Source organism: Oleidesulfovibrio alaskensis DSM 16109, from assembly GCF_000482745.1.
Lineage (GTDB): Bacteria > Desulfobacterota > Desulfovibrionia > Desulfovibrionales > Desulfovibrionaceae > Oleidesulfovibrio > Oleidesulfovibrio alaskensis.
Map to the genome: position 1 here is coordinate 259,457 of NZ_AXWQ01000006.1, position 21,426 is coordinate 280,882.

Consider the following 21,426-nt stretch of genomic DNA (forward strand, 5'->3'; position numbering starts at 1 on the left):
GCCTGTTTCAGACCGGCAGGCGTCAGGACCGGTATTCGGTTCGCTTGATGATTTCGTTCTGCACGCCCCTGTCCAGACGGGTGAAGTAGGCGCTGAAACCGGCCACACGCACAACCAGATCAGAATAATCCTGAGGTGTTTCCTGTGCGGCTTTAAGGGTTTCGGAGCTTACGCAGTTGAACTGGATATGAGAGCCGCCGAAGTCGCAGTATGTCTTGATCAGCGAGATCAGCGTACGCGCTCCCTGCGGACCTTCCAGCACGGAAGGCGAGAACTTCACGTTGAAGTGGTTTGCCCCGTAACGCACGGTATCAATGGCTTCCGCCCCGGACTTGATAAGCGCGGTAATGCCTTCGTGGTCGGTGCCGGGCATGGCCGAAACACTGCCGTCTGTCAGCGCCACACCGGCCTTGCGCCCGTTGGGCAGTGCCCCCATAAGCGCGCCGAAGTAGTTGTGGTATGACAGCGAGTATGCATCCAGCGGGGTGCGGTAGCCGAAGCAGTCCGGCCCCTGCGCATGGTGAATGGCGTCCACGTCACGGTAGAACTGCTGCACAAACTCCTGTGTTTCTTCGTAATCATTGCCGTGCTTGGGAGCTTCGTAGCACATCTTGCGGATGTCTTCGTACCCTTCAAAGTTAGCCCTGATGGCTTCCAGCAACTGCTCCATGGTCAGCTTGCGGGTGTCGAACACCAGATGCTTGATGGCCAGCAGCGAGTTGGCCGCATCAATACCGGCCGTCATGATGGGGTTCACCTGCGGATAGCGGGTACCGCCGGCTTCTTCGCACATGCCCTTTTCAATGCAGCCGTCGTACATGGCCGACCGGAAGATGCTGGGCACAACCTGCAGACGGGCCATCTGACTGAGGTCGGAATGCTTGCGTGAAATGCTGAACAGGTTATCGAGCTGTTTTTTCACCGCGTCGTACATTTCGTCGAACGTTGCGAACGAGCAGGGGTCGCCGGTTTCCACGCCCACTTTCTTTCTGGTCACGGGGCAGGTGCCGTTGTTCAGCATCAGTTCAACAACCTTGGCAAGGCAGGGCTGGTCTTCCTGTGTGATAAAGCTGCCCTTGCCGCACACGCCGGTGGACACGCAGCCGTAGTTGCCGCAGTTACGGGCATCTTCCAGCGTAATGCCGTCCTTGTACTGAGCAAAACGGGCCAGAGTACGCTGCACCACGGCATTGTTGTTCAGAATCTGAGGTTGTCCGGAACCGCCGCGGATGCATTCCACAACTTTCTGCATGTACGAATCTTTAAGCTTGGGATGATACAGCAGGGTCAGCGTGGGCTGGATACTTTTCATCTGAATCTGGGTTTCCAGCAGCAGCTCTTCCAGCTCGGTGCTTGCGTCGTTGCCGTTGGCGTCCACGCCGCCTATGGTAATGCTCTGCCCGGTATGACCGGAAAGCGTAAGCGCGTAGGAATTACCCTGATATTCGCCCAGTTCAAGATGCTTGATCCACTGGAACTTAAGCAGCGTAAGCACCTGCTCACGGGTCAGGTTGCCTTCTTCAATGTCTTTTTTAAAGAAAGGATACATGTACTGGCCGTAACGTCCCGGCGAGCAGGCGCAGGCCATCTGTTCTATTTCGATGGCAAGGTGCGTGAACCAGAAAGACTGGATGGCCTCGCGGAAATTCCGTGCGGGGAACTCAGGCACGCGCCTGCAGATTTCCGCAATTTCCAGCAGCTCAGTCTTTGTCTTGGGGTCGGGCTCGCCGGCAGCGGTTTTCTCTGCCAGTTCGGCGTAGCGGTGCGCATGGGTGATGACCGCCTCAAGAGCCACTATCATGGCACGATACAGGTCGTGCTTTTCTTTGTTTTCAAGCGTGGTGGGGCATTTTTCAAAACGCTCGCGCACGTCATTGATAAGCCAGCGCAACCCTTTGTTAAGCACCATGGGGTAGTCGGCAATGCCCGAACCGCTGGCTACGGACACGTTTTCATAATACATGCCCGCCTTGGCGTAGGGTTTGGGATTGATCCCGTACTTTTCCTTGAACATTTTGTTGTTCAGATCGATGCAGGTACGGCCCTTCCACAGCTTATATGTCTTTTCCAGCAGTTCCTGCGTCTCGGCGGGAATTTTCATCTCGCCCAGAGAGGCCATCTTGGCCATCTGCATTTCTTCCTTGATCCAGGAAACGTTCCATTCGGGATAGGCATACACACCGGCACGGACGCCGGTAAGTGTGCCCACAATGGGGTTACCGTCGAGGAAGATTTTCTTTTTGGTCAGCACGCGCTCAAACAGCTTGGCGCGGATATAGTATACAGATTCGCCCTGAAACTCCTCGTACACCTCGTTCAGAAACTGCAGACGCTCGGGGTCCATTATCTGCGGCGCCGCCATCAGATAATCCTTCAGTTCCTTTACGCGGGTTTCGGCGGTGTCCCAGTTTATGCCATACCCCTTGGCAGGTGCGGTCGGGGCAGTCGTTCCGTTTGCTCCGGAAATATCAAGCATGGCTATCTCCTGTTTCTAAAAAAATTTTGCTGTCGGCTTATGTGAGAATGCTGTGTCTTTGCGTGCTTGTTTTTTTTGTCACTAGCAGAAGCCATGCCAACAGAGCAGGGAGCGGCACGGAGCCTGCCTGCGGGCGCATGGCCGCGTACCACGCTGTAATCCGGGGCAAAGAAGGACAAAGAAAAAATTACGGGTTGGAAAGTTTTTTTTATTTGCGAAAGAATTTTTTTCGATTTACATCCGCCCCGTCAGGTACTGCGCTGCTGAGCGGCAGCCGGCATCACCAGAAAGACAGAGGTTGTGAATTTTGTATTTTACACGGGAATCATTTTTTGATGTCTGCCGGCAGGCCGTCATGACCCCTGCCATGACAGCCATCTGGGACGATCTGGGCATAGGGGTAGCCGTGGTGGATGCCAACGGCATCTGCGAATACATGAACCCCATCCAGCGGCGGGTGGACGGATTCGGCAGAATAAACGTGGCAGGGCAGCACATCACTTCGCTGTATGTTCCCCACGAACTGGAGTGCATTCCCACCATCGAATGTCTGCGCACCGGTGAACCCATTCTGAAAAAATCCTATTTTTACAAAACCACTAAAAACTATCTGGCGGGCACCGTTTCCGACTTCTTTCCGTTGTTCAGAAAAGGTCAGAAAGACGGCGTGATAGCTTTTACACTGTGGACGGGTTCCAGACCCATAGTGGAACAGACAGGCCGCCGCGCCGCACAGGCCCGCCCGGCAAAGACTCCGGCCTATTATACGTTTGACAGCATTGCCGGGCAGCACGAGGCCCTGCGCGAAGTACTGGCCGAGGCCCGCGCCGCCGCCGGTTCATCCTCGCACGTCATGATCTGGGGAGAAAGCGGCACAGGCAAAGAGGTGTTCGCACAGGCCATACACTCCGCCAGCAGCCGCAGCGGTCAGCCGCTGGTGGCCGAAAACTGCGCCGCCATTCCCGAAAACCTGCTGGAAGCCATTCTTTTCGGCACTGAAAAAGGAGCTTATACAGACGCTCCGCAAAAAGCCGGACTGCTGGAAGAAGCCAACGGCGGCACGCTGATACTGGACGAACTGAACTCCATGCCACCGGGGCTGCAGGCAAAACTGCTGCGTGTACTGCAGGAAAAACGGGTACGCCGCCTGGGGTCGCACAAAGAAATTCCCGTGGATGTGCGGGTAATCAGCATCCTGAACGAAGCACCTCTGAACGCCGTGGGACAGGGCGTGCTGCGCAGCGACCTTTTTTACAGACTTGCCGTCATCGGTCTGGCCATTCCGCCGCTGCGCGAGCGTAAAAGCGACATTGCCATGCTTGCGCGGCTCTTTATGGACAATGCCGCGCGCCACCAGCAAAGGCCGCCTGTGGAACTGGATTCCAAGGTTCTGGATATGTTCATGGCGTATGACTGGCCCGGCAACGTACGCGAGCTGCTACATGTCATCGAAGGCAGCATCGCACTGCTGGGCGACAGAACAACCATCGATGCAGAGCGCCTGCCACGGCATTTCAGAGAGGCATACGCGGGCCGCGACACCTTCCGTCCCGTCTCCCACCCTGCCCAGCCGGAACAGACACTGCCCCTGTCAGCCGGGCAGCCTGCGTTTTATGACTATCGCGACATCAGAAAAACAAGCGTGGTTCCGCTGAAGTCGTGCGTGCAGCAATACGAAGCCGAATGCATCCGTAACGTGCTCAGGGTAACCGGCGGCAATGTGGCCAAGGCGGCGCGCATAATGCAGATAACCGGCGCGGGGCTGCGGTATAAAATCCAGCAGCTGGGTATCGAGGACGAATACCTGGCCTGATGTGCAAAAAAAAAGCGGCAGCAGTCACCGGACTGCTGCCGCTTTGCATCCGGCGGTCATAACAGCGAACGCACCAGACAGACTATCCCCGCAAGGGTGATTATACACAACAGCACACGCCGGAAAACCGCCTGATTGATAAAGCGGACCACAGGAAACGAACAGAGAGTTCCCAGAATGGTGGCAGGAATGCCGTAAGCCGCGTAGCCGAGAACGGTATCGGTATACAGCCCGGCAGATGCCTGCAGGATGCATGTCATGGACGCGCGGATAACAAAAAACACGCCCAGAGTGCCCAGAAACACCCGCGGACTCCAGCCTGCGTACAGGCCGTACGCACCCACAGGGGGGCCGTCGAACGAAATGGCCGTGCCCAGCAGGCCGGCGCCGAAACCTGCCGCGCCGCCCCGCGCCCACGATTCGCCGCCGGCCTGTGTAATTCTGCTGTGCTGCTGCCAGTAGACATAAAACAACAGCAGCGCACCGACAGCCCCCTGCAGCACGGAACCGGTGACAACCTGCAGAATAAACAGCCCCGCCAGTGCCCCCGGCACAGAACCGGCAATCATGGGAAGCAGCGCCGGAAAACGGCAGTGCCGGAAATGCATGGCCGCTATACATGAATCCATGACAAGATTGAGTATGCAGCTAAGCGGAATAACTTCTTGTATGGGGATAAAGAGGGCAACAACAGGCACAGATACCATGGCGCCGCCTATACCGCTGACACCGGAAACAAAGCCTCCTATCAGCCACATGCCGAAAACAAGCAGATGTTCGAAATCAGGCATGGTGGTCTCCTGCGATACCGCGGTGGCTGCGGTTTGCCAGTTCGGCTTCGCATTGCGCAAGCGACGCATATCCCAGTTTGTGCATCAGCAGTTCATAACGGTCGCGGGTAAGATTGCGCAGCCCGCGCAACGCCTCCTGCACACACGCGGCATACGCCTGCAATGCCGCGCCGGAATACGTCTGCAGCTCGCAGCCGAGATACAGGCAGAAACCTGCGTGCCCTTCCGGCTGCACCACGCGGGGAAACTGCGCAGCCACTTCCCTGCGCCATGCGCTTTCTGCCTGCACTATCTCCGCAATGACCGGATCGTTGTTGCGACGGGGAATCAGTCCCTCCATAAGCGCATATTTTTCCGTCATCAGGTTGCGCCCCTGACGGCGTGCCTGTTCAAGATCGTGCAGATACCGCTGCAGAAAAGTGTCGGAAAGCACGCCGTGGGTGATTTCCCGCATGATGCGGAACGACTCCGGTCTTTCCTGACACGGCGATGTGCCGCCGCGGTTCTGCACTTCAAGAAACATGGCCAGTTCGAGACTGATAATCAGGTCGAGAAGAGTGTCGCGCGTTGTGTTCATCTGGATGCCTTTTTCAGAATGATAAATTGTAGCCGGCCTTCTGCCGCTCATGAGGCACAGCGTTCTACGCCTTTTGCGCACAGTGTCAAAGCGACTCGCGCAGAATATGCCCCCCGTAACCCGTGCCCCCATCCATGCGGAAGAGCAGCAAAAGAAAAAAGGAACATGATCGGGCCGGTGCAAAGCAGATGCCGTGCCCTCCGGCCGTCTCCTGCAAAGCCTGCAGACAGCGCGGTGAATACAACATGCTGTTTTACAAGAAATAAAGAAAAAGCAGAAAGAACAGACAAGCGGGTGCCACACAACACCATGGCAGATGGTCGGGAAAAAAATCTTTCGGCATATAGAGTTTTTTACTGAAAAATAAAAAAAATTATTCACCATACAAATAGCAGAAAATAGCAAAACACAAAAAACTTCATGTTTTCGAATGAATACAACAATCGTGAAGAAATTCACGTATTGGCACCCGAATTGCTTTTCTCCTGTATCCCCGCCTGTTGCTGTCGGCCGGGGAAGAGAATGCAGTGGCTTGGTTCGCCCCCGGGTGTTTGTTGTGTGATGGAGTGCCGTTCAGGTGCCGGATGGAGTGCTGTATTTGCGCTGTTATCAAGCGCCGCTTCTGCGCGGCGCCGATACGGAAAGGCGTTGCCGGGGTACCTTTCCGGAGCTGCAAGTACCTGCCATGAATTAAAAACATGAAGAGATATAATCATGTCACAAGAACAAATCGAACTGACCAAATCGTTTTCTCCGGCCCAGATATGGGCGCTGGCCCTCGGGTCAATCGTCGGCTGGGGATGCTTTGTGCTGCCGGGCGACATGTTTCTGCCCGAGGCGGGCATTCTGGGCACGCTGGCCGGCTTTATGGTCGGGGCATTTCTTATCTGCTTTGTGGCCGTCTGCTACAGCTACATGATTAAATACGCTCCTGTCGCAGGCGGCGCGTTTGCCTATGCCTATGTGGGATTCGGCCCCACAGCGGCGTTCATCTGCGGCTGGGCGCTGGTTCTGGGGTACATTGCCATCATAGGAATCGACGTGGCCGCTCTGGCGCTGATTTTCAGATTCCTCTTTCCGGGCGTGTTTGAGTTCGGCAGGTTATACAGCATTGCCGGATGGGATGTGTACACCGGCGAAGTGGTGCTGATGACCGGGGCAACCCTTCTTTTCGGCTGGCTCAACTACCGCGGCACCACCTTTGCCGGTCAGTTTCAGGTTGTGCTCACCTTTATGCTCACCGCCGGTATCATTTCGCTTTTTGCCGGTTCCGCATCCATGGAAAGTGCCGCAATGGGCAACCTGCTGCCGCTCTTTTCCGAGCACCGCACTCCTCTTGCCTGCGTGCTGATCATTTTCGCCATCTCGCCGTTTCTTTTTGTCGGTTTCGACACCGTTCCGCAGGCGGCCGAAGAATTTTCATTTGACCCAGCGCGCGCCCGCAATATCATGATCATAGCGATCATATGCGGCGTCATTCTGTATTCTCTGGTAACCCTGGCCGTGGCTGTGGCCATTCCCTACCCTGAAATGCTTGCCCGGATGGATGCCATGCGCAACGCAGGAGGCACAGCATGGGCAACCGGCGAAGTAGCCAGCATGGCCTTTGGCAAGATGGGCGCCGTGGTGCTGGCATGCGCCGTGATGGGCGCCGTATGCACCGGCATCAACGGGTTTTACATCGCCACATCCCGTCTGCTGCTCAGCATGTCGCGCGGGCGTATCCTGCCGGCCTGGTTCGGCGCCATTCACCCTGTATACCGTACCCCGTACAAAGCCATTCTGTTCACCATCGCCGTGGTACTGCTTACGCCTTTTGCCGGCCGCTCGGTTGTGGTGTGGATTGTGGACATGAGCTCGGTAGGCACCGGCATAGGATACCTTTTCACCTGTCTTGCAGCTCGCAGAGTGCTTTCCGGCGGGCAGGCCGCCGATGGCTATGCCATGAAAATATTCTGCTGCGGCATGGGTACGCTGGCAGCAGTCATGTCCATAGGTCTGCTGCTGGTACCCGGCTCTCCTGCATACATCAGCGAAGCAGCCCGCTGGTGCCTTGTGGCCTGGGTGGCCATGGGCGTATTCTTCTACTTCACCAACAGAAAAGAATGGGCCAGACTGCCGGAACCCGATATCCGCGAAAGCGTGCTGGGCAGCCGTACCATTCCCGTGTTTTTCAAAGCCCGCGGCACCGCTGCCGCCCCGCTGAAAGGCACAACGGAACAGCAAGAGTCCGCATAGACCACCTGTCCCGTAAAAAAAAACAACCCCCTGTCCGCACCGGTGCGGACAGGGGGTTGTTCCGGTATCCCGTAAGGGCAATGACTTCCGTCCTTACCGCCCGCACCGTCAAAGCCTGCAAGCACGGCGCGCCTTGAGCCTGCACGGTCACCGGCAGGCCCGCAGACGGGCTATCCTTGCAGCACCGATGCATAGACGGCTGCGGTTCCGGACACCATAGCATCCCGCGAGAAAGCATCTTTTGCCCGTATAAACGCCTTGTACCCCATAGCGTTACGGAGACCGGAAGAACCCGCCAGCCGGGCTATGAACTCTGCCGCTTCGGCAGGCTGTTGCAGGTCGTAAAGAAAACCTGTTTCCTCATGGCGCACGGCATCCGCATTACCCACAACATTGGTGGCCACCACAGGAACCCCTTCTGACATGGCTTCCAGCACGGCCAGCGGCAAGCCCTCCCAGCGTGAGGTTGACAGGTAGCAGCCTGCCCTTCCTCCATGGCCCGCAAGCTCACCCCTGAGAAATGCTCTTGGAGCCGGTGTATTGCCTGCAAAATGAAACATATGCCCTACTCCGGCAGCAACAGCGGCATTTCTGACCTTCGCTTCGTTACCGCCCATCCCCAAAATTACAAACCGGCACCGGTCAGAACAACTATGTTCACGCAATGCGAGTGCTACCGGTATAAGCATTTCGGAATTTTTTGCATAATCAAAACGTGACATATGTATAATGGAAAAAAGGCCGGCTTCGTCAATGCCGGCAGGCTGTTCGGGAATGGCCACTCCGTTTGGAACAATATGACAGCGCTGCCTGCTGGCAAACCCTTTCGCAAGCGCCACTTCGGCCTCACCGGCTGAAACGCAGATAAAAGCATCTGTAGCTCTGCGGAGAATTGTTTCCAGCAGCCTGTAACAGGCAGAGGCTGCAAAGCCATACTGAATATGGATTCCATGAAAAGTATGTACGCTTTTGCAGCCGGTCAGCAGCGCAGCGATGCGCCCGTAAAGGCCGGCCCCCTTGCCGTGCGAGTGAACAATATGGATACGGTTGTCACGAATAAATGAAATCACCGCACGCAGGGCGCCGAAGGACACCTTTCTGTGGGGGACATGCACGATATGATCAATACCGACAACACGCTGATATCGTTCGATGTACGGAGGTTCATCAGGAGAAGCTATAAAACTGTGTACATGGGCAGGGAGTCCCTGCACCAACTGATAAAGATGTTCGGGTCCGCCGCCCTGCCGGGCGGAAAGAGTGATATGAAGCACAGTTACTCTGCCGTTATGACCGGTCATGGATGCCACTCCCTTGTCCAGCCCCTGCGATGTCTCCGGATTGGAACAGGGCATTGCGTTTACGGCCGGTGCCGGAAGACATTCACAGCTTTTCTGCACAAAGCCGCCGCCGGTGCAGGCAGCAGTACCACAGCGCAATCCGCGGCAAGGCCTTTCCATGCGCCTGCATGCTTCAGGCACCACACATTTTTCAGTCGGGCCAGCACGGCATAAAACCGCTGGCTGCGCCTTCTGACCTGCGAAATCATCTGCCCGTGAATTCTGCGGCGTGCAAGCGTATCCGGCAGATTGTCCCCTCTTCCTGAACCGAGCAGCTTCAGCCAGAGCGCGTAATCCTGAGCCGTCTTAAAGCGCAGGTCATATCCCCCCGCCGCACAGGCATGTTTTCTGCGGAACATAACCGAGCTGTGGAAAAACGGGTTGAACCGGCATACAGCCTGACGGATATTCTGCCAGCCTGAAATCAAAGCAACATCTTGCGGACCTGCAAATTCACCGGCCCCGTCAACGCAATCATAGGCTGTACCCAGCATTACCAGTGAGGAATCTGCACACATTACTGCATACTGCTTCTCCAGCTTCTCCGGCAGCCACAGGTCGTCTGCATCAATTCTGGACACCAGAGGAGCTTTTGCATAGGACAAGGCTATATTCAATGCTCTGGTCAGCCCGCCCTTTGCGGCAAGAGTAACCACCCTGACACGCTTGTCGCGTGCCGCATACGCACGCAATATGCGCGGCGTATCATCCGTGGAACCGTCGTCTGCAATGATCAGCTCAAAATCGGAAAAAGTCTGTTGAAGAACAGAATCGACAGCGGCGGATACAAAGGGCTGGCCGTTATGAACGCAAAGCAACACACTGACACGCGGTGTCTGCCCTGAAAAGGTATCGTCCGGCAGACCGGCAACAGGCACCCCCAGCGCCAGACGCTTTAACAGCTGCAGTTCGCTTTCTGCCACGGCCTGCAGACTGTAGCGGTCCATAACCGTTTTACGGGCGGCTGCAGCCATTCTTTCGCGATCATCGGGCAACAATGCCATAGCCCGGCGCAATGCGTCAGCAAGAGATGCCGCATCGCTTCCGGAAGCGACAATGCCGTTGCGGCCATCTGCAATAACCTCTGAACTGCCCTCAACAGGCGTGACGATACATATACAACCGCAGGCCATCGCCTCCAGCAGCGCCTTGGGCAGCCCCTCGTACAGAGAAGGCAAAACAAAAAAACGGGCATGGCGCAAAGCCTCAGCCAGCACGTTCTGGCTGACGACCCCGTGAAAAACCACATCGGCGCCTGCTGCGCGGGCGCACCCCTCAAGCTGTGCCAGCAAAGCCCCCCCGCCGTAGACATCCAGCCCTGCGCCCGTTTCTGCAACGGCCCCGATCAGTGCTTCAACGTTCTTCTGTGCGTTCAGACGGCCGGCAAACAACATACGGCAACATGTTTTGCGCGCAGGAACAAACCTGCCTGTATCAACATAGTTGGGAATACAGAAAGCCCGCCGGACCGCATAATTCGAGACAATATGATCATAATCAGCATAAGAGGTCACAGAAGCCGCATCTGCAAAGCGATACACAATCGCTTCGACAACACAGTAAAAAATGTGCTGTACAGAGCGCGCACCTTTTTCTCTTTTTCTGAAAAGCGACGCAGTATACCCTGTGCGTGCAAAAAAACGCTTGCCGAACAACATCTTGGCCAGCAAGGGAGTCCATGCGCCGTCCATCTGGTTAGACTTCACCACTGCGACGTGGCGCATGATGCGGCGGCAGAAGACGGGCGCGGCCAAAGAATACACGGCACGCCCGAGTGCAGAGGCGAACAGGGCAGGCATAGGCAGCACTGTAAGATTTTCGGGCAGCCTGCCCGCACGCTGCAGTCCGGCCGCCAGTTCTCCATCATCTTTGCCGTATGTGATCCAATAAATATGCTCAATATCTTCTGAATCAAGCAGTCTGGCATATACCGCAGTTTCTCTATCCAGCAATCCGGAAGAATTCCAATCAGCAAGTGAAATGCCGCGGGAGAAAAAAAGAGCCAGCTTCATAAGATCCTACAATATTTTCTTGAAACAGAAAAAACAGTCTCAGCGGCCCGAGACTTTATGACGCAATCCGGCTTTTACTACCCGCAGCAGAAAAAAAGCCTTTCTTTTTTTCCGGCTCCAAAAACCACCGCAATCTGCAACTGTGACCGATTGCATGAAGTTACGGTAGCGCTCGACAACTTCCCCGAAAGAAAGACAGCAAATTCCGCTGCGGTACCTGTGGTAATGGCTCCTCAAGGTATCAAACATCTGAGGGAGCTGCGCGTCATCATCGAAAAGCAGCCCGCCGTTTCCAACCAGCTCAGGGTTTGATGAACCATTAAAGGCAACGACCGGCAACCTGCAATGCAGCGCCTCCAGCAGCGCGTTGGAACAGCATTCCACCTTGGAAGGGAAAAAGAATGCATGATGCCCGCGCAGCGCCTGCGGAACGTCTTCATGCGGGACAGGCGGATGCACCTTTATATTTTTCAGTTTGCCGGGCAGCCGCCCATAAAAATTAATTTCGTACCGTGAAAAATCGAGAGTGCCATCGAGCCGTTCCAGCGAGGCAAAGCCTTTATTCACATTACGTGACCAGCTGCTGCAAAAAACACGAAACGGTGTTTCACCGGACAACGGAAGAGCGTTTCCGGGAAAAAACAAGTCCGGATCAGGGGCGTTGTGGATAATTTCGTACTGCTCCGGCGGTGCAAGCCCAAGCTCCATATTGCGCCGGTAGCTCCACGCTGACTGGAAAATAACGCCGTCAGCATATAACTCATCCAGCGCGTTTGCCGAAAAATGTCTCGGATCGGTGGGGGTGTTATAGTCCACTATGGGACCATCGATTCTGTGCACCAGCGGGATGCCCGGAAACTTTTCTTTAAGCCGTATGACCCGCCGGTAATCATGATGGCTGTTGCACAAAAAGACTGTCGCATCTTCTGGCCTTGAGGCAATCTGCCCCGAACGCGCCAGAGCACGATAAAGCGCCTTCAGAAACTTCATGCCGCCACCGCCGTGCTGCTCCATTGCCGGCACGGCAAAATAAACCCTTATCATACCGGATGCTCTTTTCTGGCAACAATCAATGTGCCGGTAGTAAAATCTGCAAGCTGCGGCAACATCTTTGCAACCGGTCCGTCCAGCCGGACACACAACGTGTCCCCCCGTGCATCACCATCTCGCAGCTATAAAAGGATAACGCCGCGTCGTTGCCGATAATCCGTACTCTTTTCTTTACTCTGACCTCTCCCTCGCACGAAGTTTTTGGGACTACGTGCAGTGCTGCAAATTCCACGATTTCCGGTAAAAAGGCATTACCCGGCAGAACAAAAAAAATCACCGACATTCCAAGCCATTGCTGAAAAATATCCTTTGATCGCACTATATCTTGTTTGCAATGTTCCAGAGGCCGCATGACTGTGAACTCCCGGAGATTGGGCGATTAGTGTAAAATTTTTTGTGATGTTCTGCGCCTGCAGGTAGCTGCGCCGATAATCCCGGAAGTACCGTGTTCTGAAAATTTACATAGCGCAACGGGAAGCACCACATTGTGATGCAATAAGCTCTCTTGCGGTCTGAATCCAGAGCTGGCGCTCACGCAACCCGACAAAACGCCGCAAGGCAGGAGCCACAACAGGGACGGAAAGAACTTTAAAATACTTTGCCGCCCCAACGGTGCTCCCCCTCCCGAAGTGGGATGCAATCAAAGCATCATTGTGCCAGTATTCGGTACAGACAACGCGATTGAAAGCCCCTCCCTTCCAGTCGCGCGTAGAGCGAGGAGAGAACACCTTGGCAGTCAATCGAGCTTCACGAAATTTATGACGTATTTCCCAACCTGTATCATAACCGACTGTCTCTTTACCTTCGATCGGTACAAATTTGCAGTTCAGTTCTCTTAATGTATCAGTCTTATACATAGTAGCATACATCAGCGGGAAATCTATATATCTATATGGAGCGCTAAAAGCATGCGGCGTACCAACGGCATGGCAGTCGCCTTTTAGCTCACCTATCATAATTTTGTCCCATCCATACTGCAAAAAACACGCATCTGCATCCATGACTGTCACATATGGCGTCCTGACATATGGCAGCATGGCATCAAGAGCTCCTCCGTGTGCAAGACTCGGCGTCATAGTCTGCTTGCGTGGCAGCACAAGCGTATTGTCATACAGGGAACACATCCGCATTAATCTGGCGACATCAGAGGGGTGCGAACCGTTATCCGTTATGATGATTTCACCGGTGCACTCTGAAAGTCTGGCAACACATTCCAGAATAAGCGAGACAAAACGCGAAGAGTTATAATTAACGACGATTACTGTATTCATTTCTTAAAATATGCTGTCATTCTACTGGTTAAACCCATCCGGGCGGCTATAAAGACTGCCGGTTTGATCAGCAGTTTGCGGACCAGACGGGCATGCACTAGTTTAGAAAGATACACATTTTTCTTATATTCAAAGGGAGCCACAAAGTCGCGATCGACATGGTGGAAAACAATTTCCGTGCATTGAAGTCCGCTTTTTTCGCCCGCCATTCTAAGCGTTTGTGGTGTAAAATGCGACAAATGACATGGGGCATGCAGAGTATAGGCGAATTGCGCATGCAATTTACTCTCAAAACCGGCAAAGTTTGGAACACTGACAATCAGCACACCGTCATTCTTTAACAAAGCCGAAGCTTTCTGCAGCACTTTGACAGGGGTATGGCAATGCTCCAAAGACATATTCAACGTAATCACATCAAAAAAGGAATCCTGCCACGGAGCTGTTGCAATAGTCCCGTTATGAACATTACCTGCACCACAGACCTGCATAGCCACCTCGGCGGCAGCGGCGTGCGGTTCAATACCATATACACTCCAGCCGTATGCCGCCATTTTTGACAGGTACCGTCCATACGAACAACCGACGTCGAGCAGACGTCCACCGGAGACAAAAGGAGGTATCCCGGTAATTTTAGCCCGCAGAGCACAATACGGCCGCAAAACCTTGCTTAAAAACGGCCTGTCACCGCCTGTTGATGGATAGCCGAGAACGTCAGCGAGGTAGCTCTCAAAAAGAATATCCATAGGACCGGGGTCCTGCGGCGCGGCAGGGCTGAAATATCCTGCCGAATCAGGATAGAAGTGCCCGATTGTATCTTCCGTAGGGCGTGGATTTGTATAGACAAAACCACAACTCCGGCACCGGACAACTGCAAAGTCACCAGCCAGCCCGTTGTAATGATCGTGAACATGGCTGTACACAGTGCTGCTGTCCGCTTCACCACAAAGCGGACATGGAACATCCTCAAGCATGTAGCCGTTCAGGCACTGAGGGCCGTGTGTCGTTTTCGTCTGCAATGGCTTTCCTTAAACAGCGTTCAAAAGAGGGTGCTGGCTCAGCGCCCGAGCATACCGGAAAAAAAGCGCTGCCATAGTGAGAGCTGAGCGCCATAGGAGTTTTGGCATGCGGTAACCAAGCCTCTTTCTTTGAATAAACAAGAAATTTCGCTATCTTCATACAATGCGACAATAAAAGCGGTCAACTCTTCCGGAGAAAACCCGGACGCCAGCAGCCCATTCACGCCGGACCGGATCAGGTGGCTCGCTTGCCCGACGGGGGTGGAAACAACGGGTACTCCTGTAGCCATGGATTCCAGCACCGCCTTGGGGCCGCCCTCTTCTCTGGAAGAAACCAGATAGGCGTCAAGAGCATGGTAACACGCCGGCAATTCTTTAAAATTCTGTAAAAACAAATGGCGGTACGGAATGCCGAGCCTGTCCAGTTGCGCTTTGACGTATCCCCGTGCGGGTCCTGTCAGAAGCACCCATAACTCAGGAATTCTCTGTTTTGCCATTGCGAGTGTCTCGACCAGAATATCCGGTCCCTTGATTCTTTTCGGGACCAACCCGTCACCCCAGCCTACTCCGTCTTTTTGAAACGACCCCACCAGAAAAGCAGCTTCGGGGATGCCCAGCCGCTCTCTGGCCGCTGCGCGAAGCTCGTCAGTTACGGCAGTAAAAAGTTCAGTATCAATTCCGATCGGAATCATATGCAGCTTTTCTTCAGCCACACCTTGCTCCAGCAAAACTTCGCGGATACGCTGGTGGGTCACCTGAATACGTGCAATTTTATGATGATATCGACGCAGGGAAGCCAGACATCGGTCGGCAATTTCATCACTGCCGGGATACCCGTGGTAATAGGCCATAGCCACCCTGTTCATGCCGTGGAGGTGCAGACCCGGCTGCAAAAGAAAGTACTTGCTTAAATAAAAAAGGGGCTGTCTGAACACACCGGCCCAGTGAGCGGTGCGCACGGGAAAATTCAGCCTTTGGCAGATCTTATGAACTTCTTCAACATCGCAGGCCAGCGACCATGCGTCTTTTTCAGAAACTATGGTCAGTTCGCTGAACGGCGCAGATGTTAATGAATAACGAATGTTGGCGCCCAGTTGCTTCAGCTTGGATTTAGCGCTCATCATGCGGCCGACCGTCAAAAAGCTCCAGGCAATTGTGCCCCTGAGGCATTGAGCAAAGAGGAACCGCTTCACAAAACAGCTCGCCAAAGTGCAATGCAAGACTCTTACACTCCAGTCCGGCAGATGCAAGCTCTTCTAAAAACTCAGAAACATAATACTCTTTCTCGTGCGTCGGGTCCAACTTCCAGCTGACTCCCCTCTCCTTTTTAAAAACGGAAATCCAGTCACGAGAAAGAAGCGGAACGCGTATTAAAAAACGCGGTCCGGAATTCCAGTGAGTCGCAATGACAAGCTGCCGCAAAAAAGAAACCCTCTGGTCAATGTGCTCCAGAACATTCGACAGCACAATCACATCCACAGGCTCTTCGCAGGCCCAGCGGGTTGCATCGGCCTGCACAAACCGGACGTTATCTTTCTTGAAGGGGTTCCTTTCAGCCCCCGCAATTTTAGCGGCGTCGATGTCAACAGCAGTCACCCGGCGAGCATACCGTGCCATGGCTCCGGCCAGTTCGCCTTTACCGCATCCTACATCCAGCACATGTTCAGAACCGCCGATGCGCTTAGTGAACCATGAATGATACGCGGTGATCCGGTGCTTGGGGTGCTGCCCGGAAGATTCCCGTACAGCAAGGCGACTTGCATATGAGTAACACGCAGAATGCAGGCCCAAAAAGCAATCCAGCAGCAAGCCTCTGACGGCGGGAAAACGATCAAGCAGTTTGCCTAGTGACATTCACTGACTCCATGCGGGAAGGTCGAACCGAGTACTGTCCGCAAAGCGTCCTCCATATGTGCAGAGTCCGTTTCGTAAGGGGTGGTCTGTAACTGCGCAGTACAGCACTGCAATATCCCCCTCACCAATGATTGTGCATCCGGGGTATAGGTCATCTCACCGCGCTCGATATATTCTTTATAGATATCCTGACCTATTGAAGAAGTGGTGAAGCCTTTTTTGCCGAAACAAAGCCCTTCCACAAGCAACGTGCTGACCGTGGCAACAACACAATCGGCCATACCTATGGCGTCAAAAACAGGCATCGAAGAGGCCTGCCGGACTTCACAGTTCGACAGCCCTCTATGCAACAGATGTTCTTCTATGGGATCGACAAATTCCGGAAGATTCTTTGTGGGGTGCAGGCGGAGCAGCCAGAAGACAGAGTCCGGGCTTTCCTGCAATGCATTCAGAATAACCTCTGGAAAGATTTCGCCTTCGGGATAGACTGCAACAAGAGCAATTTTTTTGCCTCTGGCTTTATCGCGTAATTCATCGAAGTTCGCTGAGAGCACAACGCCTTTTTTCTCTTTTATCTTTTTTAAAAATAAATTCCCACCGACAACGGGCTGATGCGGTGTGTGTCCGAACCACTTACGAATGACATCTGCATTAGTTTTATGCCAGACCCAGAAAAAATCAGGATACAAGTGATATCCATGCTGATCAGTATGGTAATAAGTATACTGATAGTTATACACTCCCTGAAGCCCATGCTGATAATCAACAGAGGGTATTCCTGCAATTTTGCACGCCATGTTAAGTGCCATGGAGACTTCGTGGTATGTTCTTGTGTGGAAGACACATTTCACACCACTTGCAGTGAGTACATCAGCAAAAGCAGAGGCAAGCGTTTTTATTTTAAAAAAGTCATTGATGATGTCAAAAGGCGAAAGCGTGATACCAAAAAAGTTGTAAACATCATCCACCAGCTTGCGTACGGCTTTAGCTTCGCCACGGCTGATTCTGGCCAGCCGCACTTTTTGCAACCGGGTAAACTGGATACCGGGAAAAACCCTTTCCGCGGCAGCAGGGGGTATACCGGCTTCAGTTACCTTTACAGCCGATATTGCGGCATCGCTGACACACTCACAAAAGGAATCGGGAAGCCGGGCGTATTTTCCACCCGGAGTGTCAAAGTAGGCAAAGCGGCTTGTATTAAAAAAAAGGATATCTGCATCTGGCGAGTCTGAAAAAACTACTCTGTAATTTGCCTTGAAGATTACACAAGAGGTCACAGAAAACATCAATTTGCGGATTTTTTTACCAGCAGAGTCTTTGAGCACCGACTTGTTTTTGCGATAAACCGCGTCGTTGCGCGCGTATAGCTCAGAAAGAATTGCCGACCGGAACAAAAGCCATACAGAAATTCCGCCGACAGTTACAGCCTGCGGAGAGTAAGACTTTTCAAACTCATATACAGCCAGAAGATTTTTTTTAACAAACTGCAAGCCCATGCGTTACTCCGGCCTACTTTCTGGCTTCACCCACAAGAAACTCAAAATACTCTGCTCCGTTCTGATAAGTTCTGCCTACCCGTTCCAGCTTTTCAAGCGTCAGGCCCGCACAACCCAGCTGCTCACGGATTGACGCATCTGAAAAGCGGAACGGATAATCTTGACCAAAAAAAGCTGCAATTTCAGGATTTTTCAGCCCGTCGAGAGTATATTCATCGATAAAATTATTCGGTCCCGGTTTTATATACGCATCGGATGCAGTGGAGGGAGTGTAAAAAAAGAAAATACCTCCGGGCTTAAGAACCCTACTGATACTGAGCAGGCACGTTTCAAATGCAGCAAGGGGGAGACAATTTGCTGAAAAGACATCAATGACAACATCAAAATAAGATTCTTCAAAAGGAAGATCCGTCATATCGCCGCAAAACAGTCGGGCCGAAACCCCTTTCGCCTGCAGAACATTGCGCCCGACAGCCAGACCCTCACTAGAAAGATCAATACCGTAAGTATCAAACCCTTCCTGAGCCAGCATCCAAAGATTAGCGCACGAACCACAACCCAGTTCAAGAATACGTATACTTTGGCGTTCAAGACATGTTGTGGAATTCAACCAATTACGTCCGATAAACCGGCACAACTCTTCATTCGGATATCTTCGCTGAGCTTTGACACCTTCTTTGCTATAGATATCATCATAAAAACAACATGTTCTGCTTTCTTTCACGTTACCCATAACACATCTCCACACCTGCATAGTTATGATCTAACAAGTCATATGACGCACTTGATACGAAACCGTGGTATAATATTTCCGCCAAAGCCCCGCTTAAACTCTCCGATATTAAATTCTTTCTCTGTAACCGTGCTTACTCCGCTAAAAAAAGTCTCCCCGATCTCAATAGATGCACAGCCAATTTGTTTCGCAAACAGTATGCCTTGCCACAATACTGCATGAGAAATCGGCTTGGGAAACAGTGACCTGTCATAAGCACCGACACCGTAATAACAGACTTCATTGTTATGTAAGAACAACGCAGCTCCTACAAGATCATGTGAGATACGCGCCCGGACTACAAACGCAAATCCAGCGGCAACCATTTCACAATGCCTTTTCCACGTATCAATAGAGCGTGTTTCCCTCTTCGACTCACGAATGTGCAGCAGCCTGAATTCGTTGAACTCGTCCCATGAAACATTCCCTGAATGAAGCAAATCAATATCCATCGTGCGATTCCCTTTATGAATCATCGATTTATATCGTTTGCGAACTTCTGAAAAAAGACTTTCCACACTACGTTTTCCGTCAATAACAACATTAAAACTGGTATCAATGCCTGCACCATTGCGAAGCATACTTTGTGCTATTTTGGGAAACTGACTGTCACAAACAAGATGATCAGCAGAATAGCCCGCGTAATCATTCATCAGATGGGAAAAATGTTTTTCCATCATCGCATCAGCGGCGCGCTGAACATCAATCGAACCAGTTACAAAGACAGTTATAAAAGGAATTCCGAACGCATCAATCGTTCTTTGATCATCAGGACCATGCCCCGCACTGATAATACATTTTGCAACAAGCGTATCCGCATCAAAAACACCAAAACTCAGATCTGTAAAATCCCAATCACACAATCGCACTTTTCTATATTGCAGGTTAACAGGAAGGTATACAGGCGATGGCAGGCTGCTGCTGTTCGCGATGTCTAAAGAATCAAGCGGGCATATTTTCAACAAGACAAAATCCTCTCTCTACATCTTCATATTTCATCAAGCCATTCTTTGTACTGTGGCAAAACAACGTCAGGCACGCCGGACAGCCGCACCTCGCCACCATCAAGCCAGTAAAGATAATCACAGCCTTCAACAGTTGAAAGCCTGTGGGCAATCACCACGAGTGTTGCAGTATCACGAAGTGAAAGAATTGTTTTTTGAATAGCCTGTTCTGCAGCTGAATCAAGAGCACTAGTTGCTTCATCAAAAATAATAAGCTGAGGATTTTTATATAACGCTCTGGCGATAGCAACTCTCTGCTTTTGCCCTCCCGAAAGCCTTACCCCCCGTTCGCCAAGAACGGTATCAATTCCATTTTCAAGCTCATCCACAAAATTAATAGATGCCATTTCGCAGCACTTCAGAACATGTTCTCTATCTATTTTTTTTCCATAATCACCAAAGGCAATATTCTCAGCAAGAGTTGCATCGAGAAGGTATGTCGTTTGGGGGACATACCCTATTGCAGACGACCAGCACCCCCCACTGCGGGGCGCATATTCCTTACCATCAATTAAAAAATTCCCGGATGCAGGTCGCATCAAACCTGTTAATATACCGACAAGAGTGCTTTTGCCTGCGCCGGACCTGCCTATGAAACCAATCATAGACCCGCGTTGTATGGTGGCCGACAATTTTTTTAACGCGTCTTCTTTGGCACCTTCATACCGAAAAGTAACATGCTGCAGTTCCAAAAAGTTGAAGTTCTCCAATCCGCAACTTTCAGGTAAATCCTGTGGTTCGTCAGATGGAAGATACCCACCAAGCGTTGTTACATAAGGTGTATAAATCTGGATGCTGCCCATAGCGGCTGCAATTTTATTCAGGGCCGGCAACAAACGCCATGAAACGCCGGCAAGCAATGATATGGACAGAACAAGCTCATCTAACGGATAGCCAAGAGACATCAGAAAAATATGCGAAACCAGAAGCATCCCCATTCCGATAACCTCAAGCGCATAAGCCGGTACGGTTGAAAACATTTGTGCGCTTGCTTGACGCTTAGGCTTGTCTTTAGATTTTTCTTTGAACTCTGAAAGGAAGGGCTGCTGCTGTTTATAGATAGTCACTTCCAAAATTCCCTGCAGAGCCGAAAGTGTTGTCCTGGCGATATTACGGTCAATATTTGCCACCAGTGAACTTGCCTGTCTGATTCGCCTCCTGACACATCGGACAGCCAGCCCCCCAACCAGGGCTGTAAAAGCAAAAACAATCACAGCAGAAACTGGACTGACAGCCAGTGAGGTGGCAAGCAGGAGAAGTACGGTAGCCCCCGAAATTGCAACTGTCAGCAAGGCCATAAAATACCCGCTGACCATGTTTGCCCATCCGAGTTCTGTATGCAGCTCGGCAGTATTTTTTTTGATATGCCAAGAATAAGGTTTTGTTAAAAATTCAGAAAACACTGCGCAGGCCACATCACGCCCGCAGTGCTGCGAAACAAAGGACTGTCCCCAGACTGTAGCACACGCGATCAGACTCTTGAACGCGACTGAAGCCACAATCAAAACAAGACACAACGCGAGCATCTTGGCGGGCTGATGTGTCAGGCTGTCAAGATAAGGCCACAGCAAAGCCAACTTTGAAAATAATACGCTTGAATGAACGGTCTGCGGCGAGGCAAGGATAAGTCCCAAAAGGGATACGGCTCCGGCTGCCGCGGCCTCGCTAATTGAAGAAAACAAGGACGCGGCGACAAGCAAGCCCATCCTTTTTTTG

General features: G+C 52.3%; 16 protein-coding genes. 2 read left to right on the top strand and 14 right to left on the bottom strand.

The features are described 5' to 3' along the window. Positions 1-22 precede the first annotated feature (22 nt). Positions 23-2,476 carry a glycyl radical protein gene (locus H586_RS0106265; RefSeq protein ID WP_027181600.1) on the bottom strand — a complete coding sequence of 818 codons (2,454 nt, stop codon included), beginning with the start codon at positions 2,474-2,476 and terminating at the stop codon, positions 23-25. A 355-nt stretch (positions 2,477-2,831) separates the two neighbouring features. Here H586_RS0106265 and H586_RS0106270 point away from each other — a divergent pair, with 355 nt between their 5' ends. Beyond that, entirely contained in the window at positions 2,832-4,289 is a 1,458-nt protein-coding gene (locus H586_RS0106270) for a sigma-54 interaction domain-containing protein (protein ID WP_051363903.1), read from the top strand. 56 nt (positions 4,290-4,345) lie between these two features. Here H586_RS0106270 and H586_RS0106275 read toward each other — a convergent pair whose 3' ends face one another. Together H586_RS0106275 and H586_RS18380 are read right to left on the bottom strand one after the other, a co-directional pair. Beyond that, positions 4,346-5,080, bottom strand: a complete 735-nt coding sequence (locus H586_RS0106275; RefSeq protein WP_027181602.1) for a sulfite exporter TauE/SafE family protein — start codon at positions 5,078-5,080, stop codon at positions 4,346-4,348. Further along, a complete protein-coding gene (locus tag H586_RS18380; protein ID WP_234702938.1) occupies positions 5,073-5,708 on the bottom strand; it encodes a DUF4125 family protein in 636 nt (211 codons plus the stop codon). The genes H586_RS0106275 and H586_RS18380 overlap by 8 nt, the downstream gene beginning before the upstream one ends. Positions 5,709-6,371: 663 nt before the next feature. Between H586_RS18380 and H586_RS18385 the strand changes: the two genes are divergently transcribed. Beyond that, entirely contained in the window at positions 6,372-7,895 is a 1,524-nt protein-coding gene (locus tag H586_RS18385) for an APC family permease (protein ID WP_034618681.1), read from the top strand. A gap of 170 nt (positions 7,896-8,065) precedes the next feature. Here H586_RS18385 and H586_RS18390 read toward each other — a convergent pair whose 3' ends face one another. From H586_RS18390 to H586_RS18410, 11 genes are all read right to left on the bottom strand, one after another. Further along, positions 8,066-9,250: a glycosyltransferase family 4 protein gene (locus H586_RS18390; RefSeq protein ID WP_162147954.1), complete on the bottom strand. Its 1,185-nt coding sequence runs from the start codon at positions 9,248-9,250 to the stop codon at positions 8,066-8,068. 5 nt (positions 9,251-9,255) lie between these two features. After that, positions 9,256-11,247, bottom strand: a complete 1,992-nt coding sequence (locus H586_RS19935) for a glycosyltransferase (RefSeq protein ID WP_051363894.1) — start codon at positions 11,245-11,247, stop codon at positions 9,256-9,258. 39 nt (positions 11,248-11,286) lie between these two features. Next, positions 11,287-11,865: a glycosyltransferase gene (locus H586_RS20795; RefSeq protein ID WP_162147955.1), complete on the bottom strand. Its 579-nt coding sequence runs from the start codon at positions 11,863-11,865 to the stop codon at positions 11,287-11,289. Between the two features lie 890 nt (positions 11,866-12,755). After that, positions 12,756-13,568: a glycosyltransferase gene (locus tag H586_RS0106310; protein ID WP_081701779.1), complete on the bottom strand. Its 813-nt coding sequence runs from the start codon at positions 13,566-13,568 to the stop codon at positions 12,756-12,758. After that, positions 13,565-14,584, bottom strand: coding sequence for a class I SAM-dependent methyltransferase (locus H586_RS20390; protein ID WP_081701780.1), 1,020 nt, complete (start codon positions 14,582-14,584; stop codon positions 13,565-13,567). Before H586_RS20390 ends, H586_RS0106310 begins: the two co-directional genes overlap by 4 nt. Before the next feature lie 38 nt (positions 14,585-14,622). Further along, positions 14,623-15,708, bottom strand: a complete 1,086-nt coding sequence (locus tag H586_RS18400) for a glycosyltransferase family 4 protein (protein ID WP_211232554.1) — start codon at positions 15,706-15,708, stop codon at positions 14,623-14,625. After that, positions 15,695-16,438, bottom strand: coding sequence for a class I SAM-dependent methyltransferase (locus H586_RS0106330; protein WP_027181607.1), 744 nt, complete (start codon positions 16,436-16,438; stop codon positions 15,695-15,697). The genes H586_RS18400 and H586_RS0106330 overlap by 14 nt, the downstream gene beginning before the upstream one ends. Beyond that, positions 16,429-17,934: a hypothetical protein gene (locus H586_RS0106335; RefSeq protein ID WP_027181608.1), complete on the bottom strand. Its 1,506-nt coding sequence runs from the start codon at positions 17,932-17,934 to the stop codon at positions 16,429-16,431. Before H586_RS0106335 ends, H586_RS0106330 begins: the two co-directional genes overlap by 10 nt. Positions 17,935-17,947: 13 nt before the next feature. Further along, entirely contained in the window at positions 17,948-18,667 is a 720-nt protein-coding gene (locus tag H586_RS19940) for a class I SAM-dependent methyltransferase (protein WP_162147956.1), read from the bottom strand. A gap of 38 nt (positions 18,668-18,705) precedes the next feature. After that, positions 18,706-19,671 (bottom strand): hypothetical protein, encoded by a 966-nt coding sequence (locus H586_RS20610; protein ID WP_155891352.1) that lies wholly within the window; start codon positions 19,669-19,671, stop codon positions 18,706-18,708. Between the two features lie 23 nt (positions 19,672-19,694). Next, entirely contained in the window at positions 19,695-21,416 is a 1,722-nt protein-coding gene (locus H586_RS18410; protein ID WP_162147957.1) for an ABC transporter ATP-binding protein, read from the bottom strand. Between the last annotated feature and the right edge of the window lie 10 nt (positions 21,417-21,426).